Raw genomic sequence first — 14510 nt, 5'->3', positions numbered from 1 at the left:
CGCCACCAGGGGCTATAAGGAACTCGGACAAGAACAACCGGAGGCCAAGATGCCCCATACCCTGCCGCAACTGATCGACGGCCAGTGGCTGCAAAGCCAGGCCTCGGATCTGATCGAAGTCACCGACCCAGCCACCCAGGACGTGATCGCCCTGGCGCCCAAGGCCACCGCCGAAGAGATCGAGATGGCGGTAGCCGGTGCGCAGCAGGCCTTTCTCGCCTGGCGCGAGGTGCCAGTGTCGGAACGCGCCCGCCTGATGCTGCGCTACCAGCATCTGCTCAAGGAACACCACGATGAGCTGGCGGAGCTGCTCGCCCGGGAAACCGGCAAGACCTTCGCCGACGCCAAGGGCGATGTATGGCGGGGCATCGAGGTGGCCGAGCATGCCGCCAATATTGCCAGCCTGATGATGGGCGAGACGGTGGAGAACGTCGCCCGCGAGATCGACACCGCCAGCTGGATCCAGCCGCTGGGCGTGTGCGTCGGCATCACCCCGTTCAACTTCCCGGCAATGATTCCGCTGTGGATGTTCCCGCTGGCCATCGCCTGCGGCAACAGCTTCATCCTCAAACCTTCCGAACAGGATCCGCTGACACCCAACCGCCTGGCCGAGCTGTTCCTCGAAGCCGGTGCACCGGCCGGCGTGCTGCAGGTGCTGCATGGTGGGCGCGAGCAGGTCGATGCGCTGCTGGTGCACCCGGCGGTGCGCGCGGTGTCCTTCGTCGGCTCGGTGACGGTGGGCCAGCATGTCTACCGCACCGGCACCCAGCATCTGAAACGGGTGCAGGCCTTCGCCGGAGCCAAGAACCATATGGTGATCATGCCGGACGCACCCAAGGATCAGGTCATCAGCAACCTGCTCGGCGCCAGTTGTGGCGCCGCCGGCCAGCGCTGCATGGCCATCAGCGTGGCGGTGTTCGTCGGCGAATCGAAGCAGTGGATCGACGAGCTGGCCGCGCAGATGACCGCGCTGCGCCCCGGTCACTGGCAGGACAGCGGCGCCGCCTACGGCCCGCTGATCAGCCCGCAGGCGCGCCAGCGCGTGTTGCGCCTGATCGACGAAGGCAAGGCCGAAGGCGCCGAGTGCCTGCTCGATGGCTCGCAGTGCACGGTCGAGGGTTACCCGGACGGCAACTGGGTCGGGCCGACCCTGTTCCGTGGCGTGACATCGAAGATGGGCCTGTACCGCGAGGAAATCTTCGGCCCGGTGCTGGTGTGCATGGAGGTGGACAGCCTCGACGAGGCCATCGCACTGGTCAACGCCAGCCCCTACGGCAACGGCACCAGCCTGTTCACCCGCTCCGGTGGCGCCGCGCGGCACTTCCAGCATGCCGTGGAAGTCGGCCAGGTGGGCATCAACGTGCCGATCCCGGTGCCGCTGCCGTTCTTCTCCTTCACCGGCTGGAAGGGCTCGTTCTACGGCGACCTGCACGCCTACGGCAAACAGGCGGTGCGCTTCTACACCGAGACCAAGACGGTGACCAGCCGCTGGTTCGACGACACGCCACTGGGCGACGGGCCGAACATGACCATTCAACTGAAATGAGAACGACGTAGCTGTTATACGAAAAGACAATCACCGGAGCCGGACAAGCGGCGTAAAAAGGGACTTTGCAGAACAAGAACAAGGAGAACTGCAATGCGTCGACTGTCTGGCGTCCTGGCCCTGTGGGCCGCAATCACCGCCTGTGCGCAGGCTGCCGAGCCCATCACCCTCGGCCTCAACTACCCGCGCACCGGGCCATACAAGGAGGAGGGGTTGGCGCAGATGCGTGGAGCCCTGTTGGCCATCGATGAAATCAACGCTGCCGGCGGCGTGCTGGGGCGGCCCTTGCGCCTGTCCAGCAAGGACACCGCCTCGCGCCCGGCCAAGGCGGTGAAGAACGTCGACAAGCTGGTTGCCGGTGGCGCGGCGATGCTCTTCGGCGGTTCCTCCAGCGCCGTGGCCATCGCCGCCGGCAAGCGCGCCAAGGAGCATGGCCTGCTGTATTTCGGCACCCTCACCTACTCCAACGACACCACCGGCAAGGATGGCCATCGCTACATGTTCCGCGAGTGCAACAACGCCTGGATGAGTGCCCAGGTGCTCGGTCAGTACCTGAACAAGACCCTGCCGAACAAGCGCTACTTCTACGTCACCGCCGATTACACCTGGGGCCACACCACCGAAGCCTCGTTGCGCCATACCACCGCCAGCGAGGATGTCGCCCAGCATGCCGGGGTGCGCATCCCCTTCCCCGGCGCGCGCCTGGCCGACTACCAGGACGCCCTGACCCAGGCCGCCGCCAGCAAGGCGGACATCCTCGCCCTGGTGCTGTTCGGTGAGGATCTGGTACGCGCCATGCGCATCGCCAAGGATCTCGGCCTGACCGAACGCATGCAGGTGATCGCCCCCAACCTCACCCAGAGCATCATCGAGCAGGGCGGCCCTAGCCTGATGCAAGGGGTGATTGGCACCGAACCCTGGACCTGGCGCGTGCCGGCGCTGGAGAAATCCGCTCGTGGCGAAGCCTTCGTCGAAGCCTTCAAAACCCGTTATCAGATGTACCCCTCCAGCTCCGCCGCATCGGCCTACAGCATCGTCCAGCAATGGGCCGATGCCGCCAAACGGGCCAATAGCCTCGACAGCGAAGCGCTGATCAAGGCGCTGGAGGGCCACCGCTACCGCCTGCTGAAAGACGAGCAGCAATGGCGTGCCTTCGACCACCAGAACCTGCAAACCGTCTACGCGGTGAAGGTGAAACCGCGCGACGAGGTGCTCAAGGATCCGCTGAAACAGGACTATTTCGAGATCGTCGATCGCCTCGACGCCAGCACCGCGCTGCCCAGCCTCGCCGACTGGCAGGCCGAGCGCCGTGCCGGCGGCCAACCCCTGACCTTGCAATGAGATGCCATGGACTTAGAACTCAGTGACGAACAACGCCTGCTCACCGACAGCGCCCGCGCCTTCGCCGCGCGGGAACTGGCGCCCCACGCCGCCGACTGGGATCGCGACCACCACTTCCCCATCGAGGTAATCCGCCGCGCCGCCGAACAGGGCTACCTGGCCCTGTACATCGCCGAAGAGGATGGCGGCCTGGGCCTGTCGCGGCTGTCCAGCGCGCTGATCTTCGAGCAACTGGCGGCCGGCTGCGTGGCCACCACCGCCTACCTGACCATCCACAACATGGCCACCTGGATGCTCGCCAGCTTCGCCGACCAGGCGCTCAAGGACGCCTGGTTGCCGGGGCTGATCAGCGGCCAGGCGCTGGCCTCCTACTGCCTGACCGAACCGGACGCCGGCTCCGACGCGGCCAACCTGCGCACCCGCGCCCGCCGCGACGGCGACGACTACGTGCTCGACGGCAGCAAGTGCTTCATCTCCGGTGCCGGCAGTACCGATGTGCTGATCGTCATGGCGCGCAGCGGCGAGGATGGCGCCAAGGGCATCTCCTGCTTCCTGGTGCCGGCCGATGCCCCCGGCGTGCGCTACGGGCGCAACGAGGACAAGATGGGCTGGAAGGCGCAGCCGACCCGCACCATCACCTTCGAGGGCGTGCGCATTCCGGCCAGCCACCGTATCGGCCCGGAAGGCGAAGGCTTCGTCTACGCCATGAAGGGCCTCGACGGCGGCCGCCTCAATATCGCCAGTTGCTCACTCGGCGCAGCCCAGGCGGCGCTGGAGCAGAGCCTGCGCTACGTGGAAGAGCGCAAGCAGTTCGGCAAGGCCCTCAGCGAATTCCAGGCCCTGCAGTTCAAGCTGGCCGACATGCTCACCGACCTCACTGCCAGCCGGCAGATGGTGCGCCTGGCCGCGCACAAGCTCGACCATGGCCACGGCGAAGCCAGCCTGTATTGCGCCATGGCCAAGCGCTTCGCCACCGACCACTGCTTCGACATCTGCAACGAGGCCCTGCAACTGCACGGCGGCTATGGCTATCTGAATGACTATCCACTGGAGCGCTGGGTACGCGACGCCCGCGTGCATCAGATTCTGGAGGGCACCAACGAAATCATGCGGGTGATCGTCGCCCGCCGCCTGTTCCTGCAGGGCGGCATGCTCGATCGCCTGCTGTAACCGCTGAGTCCCCGTCCGTCGATGGCAGGGGAAGAAATTGACGAGGAATCGGTATGAGCACTGCACTGGAAACCTACAAATCCGGCATCTTCGACTTGACCCACAAGCTCACCGTGGAGAAGCACGGCCACACCGCACTGATCACCATCAACCACCCACCGGCCAACACCTGGGATCGCGACTCGCTGATCGGCCTCAAGCAGGTCATCGAGCACCTCAATCGCGATGACGAGGTCTACGCCCTGGTGGTGACCGGCCAGGGGCCGAAATTCTTCAGCGCTGGCGCCGACCTGAACATGTTCGCCGATGGCGACAAGGCCCGCGCCCGCGAGATGGCCCGGCGCTTCGGCGAAGCCTTCGAGACCTTGCGTGACTTCCGCGGCGTGTCCATCGCCGCGATCAACGGCTACGCCATGGGTGGCGGCCTGGAGTGCGCCCTGGCCTGCGACCTGCGCATCGCCGAACGCCAGGCGCTGATGGCCCTACCGGAAGCGGCCGTGGGCCTGTTGCCCTGTGCTGGCGGCACCCAGGCGCTGCCTTGGTTGGTGGGCGAAGGCTGGGCCAAGCGCATGATCCTCTGTGGCGAACGCATCGACGCCGACACCGCCCTGCGCATCGGCCTGGTGGAGCAGGTGGTGGACACCGGCGAAGCCCGTGGCACCGCCCTGCTGCTGGCGTCCAAGGTGGCGCGGCAGAGCCCGGTGGCAGTGCGCACCATCAAGCCGCTGATCCAGGGCGCCCGCCAGCGCGGCCCGAACACCTGGTTACCGGAAGAGCGCGAGCGCTTCGTCGACCTGTTCGACGCCGACGACACCCGCGAAGGCGTCAACGCCTTCCTGGAAAAACGCGACCCGCAGTGGCGCAATAAATGAGAGGAGCAGCGACAAGCGGCAAGATACGAGCTGCAAGCCAAAAGCCGCTCTGGCGCTCTTACTTGAAGCTTGTGGCTTGCGGCTTGAAGCTCAACCAAAGGTTGCCCTATGAATCTGCAATTTGAAGAACGCCCCAGCCTGCATGGCTACCGCATCGGCATCGCCAGCCTGGATGCAGAGAAGAGCCTCAATGCACTCTCCCTGCCCATGATCGAAGCGCTCGATGCGCGCCTCAAGGCCTGGGCCAACGACCCCGAAATCGCCTGCGTGATGCTGCGCGGCAACGGCGCCAAGGCCTTCTGCGCCGGCGGCGACGTGGTGCAGCTCGTCCACCAGTGCCGCGAGCGTCCTGGCGATGTACCGGCCCTGGCGCGGCGCTTCTTCGCCGACGAATATCGCCTCGACTATCGCATCCACACCTACCCCAAACCCTTCATCTGCTGGGCCCATGGCCATGTGCTCGGTGGCGGCATGGGCCTGATGCAGGGCGCCGGCATCCGCATCGTCACCCCCAGCAGCCGCCTGGGCATGCCGGAAATCAATATCGGCTTATACCCGGATGTCGGCGGTAGCTGGTTCCTCGCCCGCCTGCCTGGGCGCCTGGGTCTGTTCCTCGGCCTCACCGCCGCCAGCATCAACGCCCGCGATGCGCTGGATCTGAACCTGGCCGACCGCTTCCTGCGCGACGACCAGCAAGGCGCCCTGCTCGATGGCCTGGTGCAACTGAACTGGCGCGAACAGCCCGAGGCCCAGCTACACAGCCTGCTGCGCGCGCTGGAAAGCGAGGCCCGAGAAGAACTGCCAGCCGCACAGTGGCTGCCGCGCCGCGAGCGTATCGATGACTTGCTCGATGTCGCCGACCTGCCGGCAGCGGTGCAAACCCTCAGCGCTCTGCAGCAGGACGACGACGCCCTGCTGGCGCGCGCCGCCAAGACCCTGGCCCATGGCTGCCCACTGACCGCCCATCTGGTCTGGGAGCAGATCCGCCGGGCCCGCCACCTGTCCCTGGCCGAGGTGTTCCGCATGGAATACGCCATGAGCCTGAATTGCTGCCGCCACCCGGAATTCCTCGAAGGGGTGCGCGCCCGCCTGATCGACAAGGATCAGGCGCCGCACTGGCATTGGCCGGATGTGGCGACGATCCCGCAGGACGTGATCGAGGCGCACTTCGCCCCGGCCTGGGACGGCGAGCACCCACTGGCGGATTTGTAGAAGGCCGCGCCGCCTGCCCGGTGCGCACGGCGCACCCTACACCTGTGGGGCTATAGCCGCGACCTGAGGATCTGCAGGCACGACAATTAACAAGGAGCAACAGCATGGCCGATACGCAACTGCAAAAAGCCCAGGCCTTCCAGGCCCTGCATCAACGCGACGAGTTACTGGTGCTACCCAACCCCTGGGATGCCGGCTCGGCGAAGATCCTCGCGGCCCTGGGTTTCGAGGCCCTGGCCAGCACCAGCGCCGGCCTGGCCTTCAGCCTCGGGCGCGCCGACGGCGAGGGCCTGATCAGCCGCGAAGACACCCTGGTCAACGCCCGCGCCATAGTCGAAGCCACGCCATTGCCGGTGGCAGCCGATCTGGAAAACGGCTTCGCCGATGAGCCCCAGGGCTGCGCCGACACCCTGCTGCAGGCCGCTGCCTGTGGCCTGGTGGGTGGCTCCATCGAGGATGCCAGCGGTAATCCGCAGGCGCCCATCTACCCGCTGGAGCTGGCGGTGGAGCGCATCCGCGCATCGGTGGCGGCCGTGCGCAGCCTGCCCTTCCCCTTCACCCTCTGCGCCCGCGCAGAAAACTTCCTGCATGGGCGTGAAGACCTGGCCGACACCCTGCGCCGCCTGGAAGCCTATGCCGAGGCCGGCGCCGATGTGCTCTACGCCCCCGGCCTGACCACGCGCGAGCAGATCGACGCCGTGGTGCGGGCCGTGGCGCCCAGGCCGGTCAACGTGCTGCTGGGGCTGTCCAGCAGCGCCCTGACCCTGGACGACCTGAGCGAGCTGGGCGTGCGCCGGGTCAGCGTCGGCTCCAGCCTGGCGCGCGCAGCCTTTGGCGGCTTCCTCCAGGCCGCACGCGCGCTGCATCAGGGCGACGCAGGCTTCGCCAGGAACGCCGCTTCCTTCGCCGAACTCAACGAGCTGTTCAAAACCGGGCAGTAACACTAGCCGTAGCCCGGATGCAATCCGGGAAATGGGGCCTGTGGGAGGGGCTTTAGCCGCGACCGGCAGAGCACCGGGAACCTACACGATTGATGCGTGATTGATTGGCATTGAGCAGTCACCCAAGAGCAACAAGAAAAGGAGAACCGACATGACCCAGATCGCCTTTATCGGCCTAGGCCACATGGGCCTGCCCATGGCTCGCAACCTGCTCAAGGCGGGTTACCCGCTGAAAGTCTTCGACCTGGTGCGCAGCGCCGTCGACACCCTGGCCGGCGAAGGCGCGGTGGCGGCCGCCAGCGCCGCTGACGCCATCGATCAGGCGCAGGTGGTGATCAGCATGCTGCCCGCCAGCCGCCATGTGGAGGCGTTGTATCTGGGAGACGACGGCCTGCTCGATCGGCTCGCAGCCGGCACCCTGGTGATCGAGTGCTCCACCATCGCCCCGGAGTCCGCGCGCAAGGTGCATGCCGCCGCCCGTGAACGTGGCATCGCCCTGCTCGATGCGCCCGTTTCAGGCGGCACCGGCGGAGCGGCGGCCGCTACCCTGACTTTCATGGTCGGCGGTGAAGCCGAGGCGCTGGAGAAGGCCCAGCCGATTCTCGCCGCCATGGGCCGCAACATCTTCCACGCCGGTCCGGATGGCGCCGGCCAGGTGGCCAAGGTGTGCAATAACCAGGTGCTCGCCGTGCAAATGATCGCCACCGCCGAAGCCATGGCCATGGGCGTGGCCAACGGTCTGGAGCCGGCGGTGCTGGCCGAGATCATGCGGCAGAGTTCCGGCGGCAACTGGACGCTGGAAAAGTACAACCCCTGGCCCGGGGTGATGGAGAACGCACCGGCATCCAAGGGCTACAGCGGTGGTTTCATGGCCGAGCTGATGGCCAAGGATCTCGGCCTGGCTCAGGAAACCGCCAGCCACCACGGCAACAGCGCGCCAATGGGCGCCCTGGCGCTGCAGCTCTATCGCCTGCTGCTCAAGCAGGGCAAGGGCAAGCAGGATTTTTCCGTGGTGCAGCAGTTGTTCGTCGAGCAGTAGATATCGCCTTGCATGCCCCAAGGCGGATCGCCAGCAAGCTAGCGCCTATGGGCATGCATGTGAGCTGAGCGCGTCCGATCAGCGCAGCGTTTGCAGGTGCAGCATGCCGAACGCCAGCACCTGCAGGCGCTGCCACCACAGCCCCGGCATGCCCTCCAGACGCGAGCGGAACAGCAGCAGCTCACCGGCATGCGCCAGCAGCAGGAACAACGCGGCCCAGTTCACCCAGGCGCCCAGTGGCGTGGCGAAGGGATAGAGCAGATTGAGCAGCGCCACCAGCCAGAACATGGCCAGCGCGCCCTTGAGGAAGGACAACAGATGCATCGAGAATCTCCTGAAAAGTGACCTGCAGAGTGTGCCGAGGCCCGCACAACTCCACCGCCTCTCTTTAGACGGGCGTCACACTGCGCAGATCCTCGGCCAGATGCCCCATCAGACAGCACCGCATCAACGCAACGCACCAGCACGGCGCACCGAGCCGCATTCCTGTCACGCAAAGTGCGATGGTTGGCGCCTGGCACGATGTTCGCTTTAGCCAGAGCGTGCAGGAAATGCCCCGGTACACCGGGCACGCGGCACCACAATTTGCCAATAGCCGGCTAGGGTTCCGGCTCGCCCCAGGCGAGCGACTGGTCCGAGAGCTGGCGACCTCCAGCGAGGTTACACGGCGGGACAAAAGCCCGGGAGAACGCGCCCCATCCGTGGGGAACCGCCGCGAACTCCTGCCCGCCCCGTCTCGAATTGGAGGATCACCATGGGTATGCCCCACTCGCATCAACGGCTGTCAGCCGTCCTCTCCACAGGCCTGACGTTCGTATCCCCTTGCGTCCGCTAGCTGCGCACGCCTTTCGTTCCTGGGCCGAAGAGGATTCTCCATGCGCCTGATCAACCGTCACCCGGATCGCAGCGGACGCCTGCTGCTGATCCTGCTGCCCTTCGCCCTGCTGCTGTTCATTTACTTCAGCGCCTCGACCAGCCGTCTGGCCGAGAACCCCAACGACAAACTGCTGCCCAGTGCCGGGCAGATGGCCGACTCCATGAACCGCCTGGCCTTCAACGAAGACAAACGCAGCGGCCAGTACCTGTTCTGGCAGGACACCGCCTCCAGCCTGCAACGTCTCGGCCTTGGCCTGGGCATCGCCGCGCTGCTGGGCCTGACGCTGGGCATCGCCGCCGGCACCCTGCCGCTGCTGGGCGCGCCGCTATCGCCGCTGCTGACGGTGCTGTCGATGATTCCGCCCCTGGCCATCCTGCCGATCCTGTTCATCGTCTTCGGCCTCGGTGAACTGTCCAAGGTCATGCTCATCGTCATCGGCGTCACCCCGATGCTGGCCCGTGACCTGGAACAACGCGCCCGGGAAATTCCCAGCGAACTGCTGATCAAGGCGCAGACCCTCGGTGCCAACACCTGGACGCTGATCCTGCGCCTGGTATTGCCGCAACTCTTGCCACGCCTGCTCATCTCCCTGCGCCTGGTGCTCGGTTCGGCCTGGCTGTTCCTGATCGCCGCCGAAGCCATCGCCTCCACCGACGGCCTGGGCTACCGCATCTTCCTCGTGCGTCGCTACATGGCCATGGACATCATCCTGCCCTACGTGGCCTGGATCACCCTGCTGGCCTGGGCCCTGGATCTGGGCCTGCGCCAGCTCACCCGGCTGTGCTTCCCCTGGTATGAAGGAGCCAAGGCATGAGCGACAAGAAAAGCAGCGCAGCAGGCGCCTTCATCGAAGTGAAGAATGTCTGGCAGCAATACGGCGACCAGACCGTGCTGGAGCGCCTCGACCTGAGCATCGCCGAAGGCGAGTTCTGCGCCCTGGTGGGCGCCTCGGGCTGCGGCAAGTCCACCTTCCTGCGCCTGCTGCTCGGCCAGGAGCGCCCCAGTCGTGGGCAGATTCTGCTCGGCGGTGAGCCGCTGATGGCCGAGCCCGATCCCAGCCGTGGCGTGGTGTTTCAGCGCTATTCGGTGTTCCCGCACCTGAGCGTGCTGGACAACGTCGCCCTCGGCCTGGAGCTGCGCCAGTCGCGACTGCTCGGGCGCCTGCTCGGCGCGGCCAAACGCGAAGCCCGCGAGCGTGCCGCCAGCATCCTCACCCGGGTCGGCCTCGGTCATGCTCTGGACAAGTACCCCAGCGCCCTCTCCGGTGGTATGCAGCAGCGTCTGGCCATCGCCCAGGCATTGATCATGCAGCCACGGGTGCTGCTGCTCGACGAACCCTTCGGCGCCCTCGATCCCGGTATCCGCAAGGACATGCACACGCTGCTGCTGGAGCTGTGGCAGGAAACCCGGTTGACGGTGTTCATGGTCACCCACGACCTGTCCGAAGGCTTCAGCCTCGGCACCCGCCTGCTGGTATTCGACAAGGTACGCCACGACCCGCAGGCACCTGGCGCCTATGGCGCGCGCATCACCTACGACCTGCCGCTGAACGAGGCACGCCGGGCGCACGTGCAACTGCCCAGCGAACTGGCCGAGCGGATTGCTGCCCGTTGATAGCAGCGGCTGTTTCGGTGCGCGCAGCGCACCCTACGCAGGCAGACCGCGCGATAACCGTAGGGTGCGCCATGCGCACCACCTCTGCTGCTGCATCGTCGCGGCTATGACTGCATGGATGCAGGAGGCAGAGCGAAGCAGGATGCCCGAGCCGAAAGCCCCTCCCACGAATCGCATGGAGCCGGGCTACTGTGGGAGGCGCTTCAGCGGCGAGTGTATTTCCCGGATTGCATCCGGCTACAGGGCCGCCGTTTCGGTGCGCACGGCGCACCCTACAAATCGACGCGCGCTCCTACAAAGAATGTCGCGCTTCAGCGGCGAGCTTTGCAGCTATGAATCCAGCCCCGCTGCCTAGCTCAACACCTGCAGATACCGCGACAGGGTTTCCCTCTCGGCGGCGAACCAGCGCTGCGCCTCCTCGGTGCAGGGCGTGGCCAGCTCTGCCCGCCAATCCGGCTCCAACGTGTCGATGAGGAAGGTGCGCACCACATCGCGGCCATCCGGCTGCTGCAGGCGCTGGCACAGACTGCCTGCCTCCGGCACCTCGAAGCCCTCCAGCGAAACGGCCTGCCCCACTCGTGCCGGCAAGGTGGACAGCACCACCCGATAATGCCCCTGCGCATCGACGTGGGCCAGTGAGGTCTCGAAGTCGAACAGCGCAGCCAGGGCCTGGCCATCACCACGCGCCTGTTCGACTCGCTCGCGCAGTTGCAGCGACGATTCGCCCGGCTCCACGGCTCGCCCCTGAACCCAGCCGAGTCGGTCGCCACAGAGAATCAGGCCACCACCCCGCTGCAGCACCTCGCCGCTGTGCGCATCACACTCCTGCAGCAGGCGCAGGCCGATCAAGGGCCCGCTGCTGGCCTGCAAACGCCAGTCTTCGACGTAAGCGCCGCTGGTGCCGAACTCGATCATGCAGTTGCCGATGCGCCGCAGTTGCGCCGGTTCCGGCCAGCGGTTGTGCAGTTGCAGGCTCACACCGCCGTGCCAGCTCAGATAGCCGTTCTGCCAGATGCTGTCGGCTACCCAGCCCTCGTGGTTGGCCAGTTGGCGCAGCTCGGCGGCGTCGTAATCCTGCCAGGCACGGACGGGCAGCGCGGGCGCGTCCGGCAGGCGCAGGTCGATGGTGAAGGTGCGGCTCTGCAACCAGTGCACCTGAGTGCGCTCATCGCTGCGGCCATCGGCGAAGCTGATGGTGCGCCGACGGAAGTGCCCGAGCATCCAGTCCGGCACGCCGCCCTCGGCGCGGTGCGGGTAACGGCTCGCCAGTTGCAGCAGGTTCATGCCGTCACCTCCCGGCGCCCCTGACCGAAGCTGGACAGCCCCAGCGTACCGTCGGGCAGTTGCAGCGAGCCATCCTCCAGGCGCTGGCGCAGATAGCGAAAGGTCTGGGCCGTCTGCGCGAACAGGTGATCACCGCAGATCACAGGCTCGTACTCACGTTCACCACGCGCCGGCAGGCCGGCAATCGGCGCGATGCGCGTCGGGTAGTCACAGGCGCAGAACAGCGGGAAGGCGAAACGCTCCTCGCTGACCTTGCGCACGCGGTGCGAGGTGGCGACGAAATGCCCGTTGCTGAGCACCTCGAGCATGTCGCCTATGTTGATCACGAAAGCGTCCTCCAGCAGCGGCACATCGATCCACTGGCCGTCGCCATTGAGCACCTGCAAGCCTTCGGCGGTGGGCAAGAGGATGGTGAAGCACTCGTAGTCGGTGTGCGCACCGATGCCAGGGCGGTCGGCCACCGGGTCGGGGTCGAGCGGGTAATGAATCATGCGCAACTGACTGGTGGGTCGCCGGGTAATGGCGGCGAAGGTGTCCTCGGCCAGCCCTAGCGCCAGGGCAAAGCCACGGAACAGGGTGTCACCCAGTGCCAGCGCCGCCCGGTAATAGGCACTGACCGCGCGCTTGAAGTCCGCCGAGTCCGGCCACTGCGTCGGCCCCAGCAGCGGATAGACCTGGGTCGCCTCGGTGTAGTCGTAATTGACGTCGTAGGCTTCCTTCAAATCCTTGCTGCCACCGGCGAACTGCTCCTCGCCCTCCGGCACGTAGCCGCTGTGGTTGCTCGACTGGCCGATATAGAAGCGCATCTTCTGCTCCAGCGGCCGCGCGAAGAAGCGCCGCGCCTGCTCGATCAGGCCATCGCGTAGCTCGCGGGAAATGCCGTGCCCGGTGATCTGCAGAAAACCGACCTCACGCGCGGCGCGGCCCAGCGCGTCGGCAACGCGCTGGCGCTCGGCGAGGCTATCGGCATAAAGCCCGGAGACGTTGATCAGGGGAATGGAAGTGAAATGGGTATGCGCCATGGCAATCTCCCTTGAACAAGTGAGTTACCTGGTCGTCCAGACGAGCAGCGGGTCGGGTCGTCCCGAGGGCGGCAGCAAGGCCGCCTCTGCAACAGGGTGGATAGCGATTTCCATGCCACCGCCATGACGCCCCCAGAGCCCCTGCCACAGCGAAGAATCGCCCCCGAACGGTGCAATACGCACCTCAAAGGCCCCATCAGGCGGCACGAATTCCCCCGACACCCTTGCCAAGCCTCCCATTCATGGGCTGTGACGAGCTGGCACGCAATTCGCTAAGACCTGAGCGTGCAGGTTTTAGCCGGGTCTTCCCGGAATCGCGGCACCACAATTTGCGAAATGGATGACTAGGGTTCCGATCCGCGCAGGCGGGTGACTGGTCCGAGAGTCATCGACCTCCAGTGAGGTTACACGGCGGGATAAAAGCCCGGGAGAACGCGCCTTCCGCACCATTCGGAACGTGCCGCGACTCCTGCCCGCACTCATCACGACTGGAGGTTCCAATGCGCAAGTACCGTCTGCTCTCCTTCGCCGCCGCCGGCCTGGCCGCGGTGCTCAGCTTCAGCGCTCACGCCGAGAAGAAAGACAGCTTCAGCGTCTGCTGGACGCTCTACGCCGGCTGGATGCCCTGGGGCCATGCCAGCACCTCCGGCATCATCGACAAATGGGCGAAGAAGTACGGCATCGACATCGATGTGGTGCAGCTCAACGACTACGTCGAATCCATCAACCAGTACAGCGTCGGCCAGTTCGACGGCTGCACCATGACCAACATGGATGCCCTGACCATCCCCGCCGCCGGTGGCGTGGACAGCACCGCGCTGATCGTCGGCGATTACTCCAACGGCAACGACGGCCTGCTGATCAAGGGCGAAGGCAAGACCCTGGCCGATATCAAGGGTATGCGCGTCAACCTGGTGGAGCTGTCGGTGTCCCACTACTTCCTCGCCCGCGCCCTGGAAACCGCCGGCCTGAGCGAGCGTGACGTGACCGTGGTGAACACCTCCGACGCCGACATCATCGCCGCCTACTCCACCCCCAGCGTGCAGGCTGCCGCCACCTGGAACCCCATGCTCGCGGAGATCAAGGCCCAGCCGGGCAGCACCGAGGTGTTCGACTCCTCGAAGATCCCCGGCGAGATCCTCGACATGATGGTGGTCAACACCCAGACCCTCAAGGACAACCCGGACTTCGGCAAAGCCCTGGTCGGCGCCTGGTTCGAGATTCTCGACCTGATGCAATCCGGCACGCCCGAAGCCAGCGAAGCCCTGACTGAAATGGCCAAGGCCTCCGGCACCGACCTGACCGGCTTCCAGGCGCAACTGGCAACCACCAAGCTGTTCTACACGCCCAAGGAAACCCTGGACTTCGTCACCAGCCCGGCCCTGCCCGAGACCATGAGCAAGGTGGCCAACTTCAGCTTCGAGCACGGCATCCTCGGTGAAGGCGCGCGCAGTGCCGACGCCATCGGCATGACCTTCGCAGGCGGTGTGAGCACCGGCGATGCCGCCAATATCAAGCTGCGCTTCGACCCGAGCTACGTGCAGATGGCCGTCGACGGCAAGCTCTGAATCCCAAGAGAAATCACTATCGGG

The 14510-nt window shown here is 65.9% G+C and carries 13 protein-coding genes and 2 riboswitches; of the genes, 10 read left to right on the top strand and 3 right to left on the bottom strand.

The annotated features are described in order from the left end of the window. The first annotated feature begins 49 nt into the window (after window positions 1-49). From OU800_RS07195 to mmsB, 7 genes are all read left to right on the top strand, one after another. On the top strand, window positions 50-1546 hold the full coding sequence (locus tag OU800_RS07195; protein ID WP_268182397.1) for a CoA-acylating methylmalonate-semialdehyde dehydrogenase: 1497 nt from the start codon (window positions 50-52) through the stop codon (window positions 1544-1546). A gap of 93 nt (window positions 1547-1639) precedes the next feature. Next, window positions 1640-2887: a substrate-binding protein gene (locus OU800_RS07190; protein ID WP_268182396.1), complete on the top strand. Its 1248-nt coding sequence runs from the start codon at window positions 1640-1642 to the stop codon at window positions 2885-2887. A 6-nt stretch (window positions 2888-2893) separates the two neighbouring features. After that, window positions 2894-4057, top strand: a complete 1164-nt coding sequence (locus tag OU800_RS07185; RefSeq protein WP_268182394.1) for an isobutyryl-CoA dehydrogenase — start codon at window positions 2894-2896, stop codon at window positions 4055-4057. Window positions 4058-4110: 53 nt separating this feature from the next. Next, window positions 4111-4929, top strand: coding sequence for an enoyl-CoA hydratase (locus OU800_RS07180; RefSeq protein ID WP_268182392.1), 819 nt, complete (start codon window positions 4111-4113; stop codon window positions 4927-4929). Window positions 4930-5037: 108 nt separating this feature from the next. After that, the gene (locus OU800_RS07175; RefSeq protein ID WP_268182390.1) at window positions 5038-6141 is read left to right on the top strand and encodes an enoyl-CoA hydratase/isomerase family protein; all 1104 of its coding nucleotides are present in this window, start codon (window positions 5038-5040) and stop codon (window positions 6139-6141) included. A 104-nt stretch (window positions 6142-6245) separates the two neighbouring features. Beyond that, the gene (locus tag OU800_RS07170; protein WP_268182388.1) at window positions 6246-7082 is read left to right on the top strand and encodes an isocitrate lyase/PEP mutase family protein; all 837 of its coding nucleotides are present in this window, start codon (window positions 6246-6248) and stop codon (window positions 7080-7082) included. A gap of 151 nt (window positions 7083-7233) precedes the next feature. Then, complete coding sequence (mmsB, locus tag OU800_RS07165) at window positions 7234-8121, top strand: 3-hydroxyisobutyrate dehydrogenase (protein ID WP_268182386.1); 888 nt, start codon at window positions 7234-7236, stop codon at window positions 8119-8121. A gap of 78 nt (window positions 8122-8199) precedes the next feature. On the opposite strand, the gene OU800_RS07160 is transcribed toward mmsB, so the two are convergent. Beyond that, window positions 8200-8445 (bottom strand): DUF1145 domain-containing protein, encoded by a 246-nt coding sequence (locus OU800_RS07160; RefSeq protein ID WP_268182384.1) that lies wholly within the window; start codon window positions 8443-8445, stop codon window positions 8200-8202. Between the two features lie 264 nt (window positions 8446-8709). Beyond that, window positions 8710-8810, top strand: a riboswitch (guanidine-I (ykkC/yxkD leader). A gap of 186 nt (window positions 8811-8996) precedes the next feature. Here OU800_RS07160 and OU800_RS07155 point away from each other — a divergent pair. Then, entirely contained in the window at window positions 8997-9812 is an 816-nt protein-coding gene (locus tag OU800_RS07155) for an ABC transporter permease (RefSeq protein WP_268182382.1), read from the top strand. Beyond that, window positions 9809-10612 (top strand): ABC transporter ATP-binding protein, encoded by an 804-nt coding sequence (locus tag OU800_RS07150; protein WP_268182380.1) that lies wholly within the window; start codon window positions 9809-9811, stop codon window positions 10610-10612. Before OU800_RS07155 ends, OU800_RS07150 begins: the two co-directional genes overlap by 4 nt. A 351-nt stretch (window positions 10613-10963) precedes the next feature. On the opposite strand, the gene OU800_RS07145 is transcribed toward OU800_RS07150, so the two are convergent. Both OU800_RS07145 and OU800_RS07140 read right to left on the bottom strand, forming a co-directional pair. Continuing rightward, window positions 10964-11896: a hypothetical protein gene (locus OU800_RS07145; RefSeq protein ID WP_268182378.1), complete on the bottom strand. Its 933-nt coding sequence runs from the start codon at window positions 11894-11896 to the stop codon at window positions 10964-10966. Beyond that, on the bottom strand, window positions 11893-12918 hold the full coding sequence (locus OU800_RS07140; protein WP_268182376.1) for an isopenicillin N synthase family dioxygenase: 1026 nt from the start codon (window positions 12916-12918) through the stop codon (window positions 11893-11895). The genes OU800_RS07145 and OU800_RS07140 overlap by 4 nt, the downstream gene beginning before the upstream one ends. Before the next feature lie 333 nt (window positions 12919-13251). After that, a riboswitch (guanidine-I (ykkC/yxkD leader) is annotated at window positions 13252-13351 on the top strand. Window positions 13352-13418: 67 nt separating this feature from the next. Between OU800_RS07140 and OU800_RS07135 the strand changes: the two genes are divergently transcribed. Continuing rightward, entirely contained in the window at window positions 13419-14486 is a 1068-nt protein-coding gene (locus tag OU800_RS07135; protein WP_268182374.1) for a putative urea ABC transporter substrate-binding protein, read from the top strand. The last annotated feature ends 24 nt before the right edge of the window (window positions 14487-14510 follow it).

Origin of the sequence: Pseudomonas sp. GOM7 (genome assembly GCF_026723825.1) — a bacterium.
GTDB lineage: Bacteria > Pseudomonadota > Gammaproteobacteria > Pseudomonadales > Pseudomonadaceae > Aquipseudomonas.
This window is presented reverse-complemented; position numbering and strand designations above follow the sequence as displayed.

Bases quoted from the DNA above. Each gene is read 5' to 3' on its own strand.
- OU800_RS07195 (WP_268182397.1), top strand. From the start codon at position 50: ATGCCCCATACCCTGCCGCAACTGATCGACGGCCAGTGGCTGCAAAGC.
- OU800_RS07190 (WP_268182396.1), top strand. From the start codon at position 1,640: ATGCGTCGACTGTCTGGCGTCCTGGCCCTGTGGGCCGCAATCACCGCC.
- OU800_RS07185 (WP_268182394.1), top strand. From the start codon at position 2,894: ATGGACTTAGAACTCAGTGACGAACAACGCCTGCTCACCGACAGCGCC.
- OU800_RS07180 (WP_268182392.1), top strand. From the start codon at position 4,111: ATGAGCACTGCACTGGAAACCTACAAATCCGGCATCTTCGACTTGACC.
- OU800_RS07175 (WP_268182390.1), top strand. From the start codon at position 5,038: ATGAATCTGCAATTTGAAGAACGCCCCAGCCTGCATGGCTACCGCATC.
- OU800_RS07170 (WP_268182388.1), top strand. From the start codon at position 6,246: ATGGCCGATACGCAACTGCAAAAAGCCCAGGCCTTCCAGGCCCTGCAT.
- mmsB (WP_268182386.1), top strand. From the start codon at position 7,234: ATGACCCAGATCGCCTTTATCGGCCTAGGCCACATGGGCCTGCCCATG.
- OU800_RS07160 (WP_268182384.1), bottom strand. From the start codon at position 8,445: ATGCATCTGTTGTCCTTCCTCAAGGGCGCGCTGGCCATGTTCTGGCTG.
- OU800_RS07155 (WP_268182382.1), top strand. From the start codon at position 8,997: ATGCGCCTGATCAACCGTCACCCGGATCGCAGCGGACGCCTGCTGCTG.
- OU800_RS07150 (WP_268182380.1), top strand. From the start codon at position 9,809: ATGAGCGACAAGAAAAGCAGCGCAGCAGGCGCCTTCATCGAAGTGAAG.
- OU800_RS07145 (WP_268182378.1), bottom strand. From the start codon at position 11,896: ATGAACCTGCTGCAACTGGCGAGCCGTTACCCGCACCGCGCCGAGGGC.
- OU800_RS07140 (WP_268182376.1), bottom strand. From the start codon at position 12,918: ATGGCGCATACCCATTTCACTTCCATTCCCCTGATCAACGTCTCCGGG.
- OU800_RS07135 (WP_268182374.1), top strand. From the start codon at position 13,419: ATGCGCAAGTACCGTCTGCTCTCCTTCGCCGCCGCCGGCCTGGCCGCG.